Source organism: Actinosynnema sp., assembly GCF_052038725.1.
In genome coordinates, this window is record NZ_JBQGCX010001031.1 from 1 (window position 1) to 3,201 (window position 3,201).

Here is a 3,201-nt window from a genome sequence, read left to right on the forward strand (position 1 = left end):
CGCCCAGCTCGCCCAGGCTGGCCTGCGCCCGATGCCCCCGGACCTGGCGGTGTCCGCGCTGCTCGACGCCGTCGCCCGCGACGAGAGCACCACCGTCGTGACCGACGTGCGCTGGGAGGCGTTCGCCGCCCGGTTCACCGCCCTGCGCCGCAGCCCCCTGCTCGCCGACCTGCCCGAGGCCCGCCCCGAACCGGTCGCCGCCACCGCCGAGCCCGACCGGGGGCTGGCGGGCGAGCTGGCCGCGCTGCCCGCGCCCGAGCGGCTGCGCAGGCTCACCGACCTGGTGCGCGCGCACGCCGCCGCCGCGCTCGGCCACCCCGGACCCGAGTCGGTGCCCGCCGACGTGGCCTTCCGCGACCTCGGCGTCGACTCGCTCGCCGCCGTCGAGCTGCGCAACCGGGCCTGCGCCGCGACCGGCGCGAAGCTCACGCCCACCGCGGTCTTCGACCACCCCACCCCGCGCGCGCTCGCCGAGCACCTGGCCGAGCACCTCGCCGCCGCCGGGGACAGCGCCGCCCCCGACGCGGCCCCGGACGCCGAGGACCCCGCGTCCGCGCTGCGCGACCTGGACGCCCTGGCCGCCGCCCTGCCCGCCGCCGCGGGCGACGACGCGCTGCGCGAGCGGGTCACCGCGCGCCTGGGCGAGGTCCTGGGCCGCTGGGAGGAGCTGACCGGCGGACCCGACGACCTCGATCTCGACCACATCAGCGACGACGAGCTGTTCCGCCTGGCCGACAGCAGGCTCGGCCCGACCGGCGCCTGAGAGGGACACGTGTCCGACGAGAAGAAGCTGCGCGACTACCTCAAGCGCGCGCTGGCCGAGAACGAGCGGGTCCAGCAGCGCCTGCGCGCGCTGGAGACCGCGCACCGCGAGCCGATCGCGGTCGTGGCCACCGCCTGCCGGTTCCCCGGCGGCGTCGCCTCGCCCGAGGACCTGTGGGACCTGGTGGCGCGCGGCGGCGACGTCATCTCCGGGTTCCCCGCCGACCGGGGCTGGGACCTCGACGCCCTGTTCGACGGCGACCCCGAGGCGCAGGGCCGCTCCTACGTCCGCGAGGGCGGGTTCCTGCACGACGCCACCGAGTTCGACGCCGCCTTCTTCGGCATCAGCCCCCGCGAGGCGCTGGCGATGGACCCCCAGCAGCGCGTGCTGCTGGAGACCGCCTGGGAGGTCGTCGAGCGCGCCGGGATCGACCCGACCTCGCTGCGCGGCAGCCGGACCGGCGTGTTCACCGGGGTCGTCTACTACGACTTCGCCACCCGCCTGCACCCCGTGCCCGAGGGCATGGAGGGCCACCTGGGCACCGGCATCGCCCCCAGCGTCATCTCCGGCCGGGTCGCCTACGTCCTCGGCCTGCACGGACCGGCCGTCACCCTGGACACCGGCTGCTCCTCCTCGCTGGTCGGCCTGCACCTGGCCGCGCAGGCGCTGCGCTCGGGCGAGTGCTCGCTCGCGCTCGCGGGCGGCGTCACGGTCATGTCGCTGCCCGGCGCGTTCCCCGAGTTCTCCCGCCAGCGCGGGCTCGCCCCGGACGGGCGCTGCAAGTCGTTCGCCGACGCCGCCGACGGCACCGCCTGGTCCGAGGGCGTCGGCCTGGTGCTGCTGGAGCGGCTCTCCGACGCCGAGCGCGCCGGGCACCCGGTGCTGGCCGTGCTGCGCGGCAGCGCCGTCAACTCCGACGGCGCCTCCAACGGGCTGACCGCGCCCAACGGCGTCGCCCAGCAGCGGGTGATCCGCTCCGCGCTGGAGGTCGCTGGCCTGCGGCCGTCCGACGTGGACCTCGTGGAGGCGCACGGCACCGGCACCCGGCTGGGTGACCCGATCGAGGCGCAGGCGATCCTGGCCACCTACGGGCAGGACCGGGCCGAACCGGTGCTGCTGGGCTCGGTCAAGTCCAACCTCGGGCACACCCAGGGCGCGGCGGGCGCGGCCGGGCTGATCAAGGTCGTGGAGGCGCTGCGGCGCGGCGAGGTCCCGCGCACCCTGCACGTCGACCGGCCCAGCGCCCAGGTCGACTGGAGCGCCGGGAACGCCGCGCTGGCCACCGAGCACGTCCCGTGGCCCGACCGGGGGCGGCCCCGGCGCGCCGCCGTGTCCGCGTTCGGCGTCAGCGGCACCAACGCCCACGTCGTCCTGGAGGGCGTCCCCGCCCCCGACCTGCCGCCCAGGGACGACCGCGCGCTGCCGCTGCCGCTGTCCGCGCGCGCCGAACCCGCGCTGCGCGCGCTCGCCGGTCGGGTGGGCGCGCTCCTGGACGGGCCGGTCGCGCTCGCCGACGTCGCCGGTTCCCTCGCGGACGGCCGCGCCCGGCTCACCCACCGCGCCGTGGTCGTCGCCGAGGACCGCGCCGGGGCGCGGACCGCGCTCGACGCGCTCGCGGCGGGCGAGCCCCACCCGGACCTGGTCACCGGGGTGGCCGACGTGGACGGCAGGACCGCGTTCGTCTTCCCCGGCCAGGGCACCGCCTGGGTCGGCATGGGCGCGCGGCTGCTGACCGAGTCCGCGGTGTTCGCCGACTCGGTCGACCGCTGCGCCGCCGCGCTCGCCCCGCACACCGACGTCGACCTGCGCGCCGCCCTCACCGGCGGCCCCCTCGACCGGGTCGAGACCGTGCAGGTCGCCGCGTTCGCCGTCGCCGTGTCCCTCGCCGGGCTGTGGCGCGCGCACGGAGTCGAACCGGACGCCGTCCTCGGGCACTCCCAGGGCGAGATCGCCGCGGCCTGCGTCGCGGGCGCGCTCACCCTGGAGGACGCCGCGCTGGTCGTGGCGCTGCGCAGCCGCGCGGTGGCCGAGCACCTGTCCGGGCGGGGCGCGATGCTGTCCGTCGCCCTGCCGCCGCACGAGGTCGAGTCGTTCGGGCTCGCGGTCGCGGCGGTCAACGGGCCGGAGTCCGTCGTGCTGTCCGGCCCCGTCGCGGACGTGGAGGCCGCGCTCGCCGCGCTGACCGCGACCGGCGTGCGGGCCCGGCGCGTCCCGGTCGACTACGCCTCGCACTCGCCGGGGGTCGACGTGCTGCGCGAGGTCCTGGCCACCGCGCTCGCCCCCGTCCGGCCCCGGCGCGCGCACGTGCCGTTCCTGTCCAGCACCACCGGCGCCTGGCTGGACGGCCCCGAGCTGGACGCCGGGTCCTGGTTCGCGAACCTGCGCGGCGCGGTCGGCTTCCACGCCGCCACCACGACCCTGCTGGACGCGGGCCACCG

The 3,201-nt window shown here is 78.2% G+C and carries 1 protein-coding gene and 1 pseudogene; both read left to right on the forward strand.

Going from position 1 to position 3,201, the window contains the following annotated elements:
- Nucleotides 1-763, forward strand: a 763-nt coding sequence (locus ACTUAL_RS21800) for a phosphopantetheine-binding protein (protein WP_440901546.1), incomplete at its 5' end; no start/stop codon positions are given.
- Nucleotides 764-772: 9 nt separating this feature from the next.
- A pseudogene (locus ACTUAL_RS21805) lies at nucleotides 773-3,201 on the forward strand (type I polyketide synthase); the annotation flags it as partial.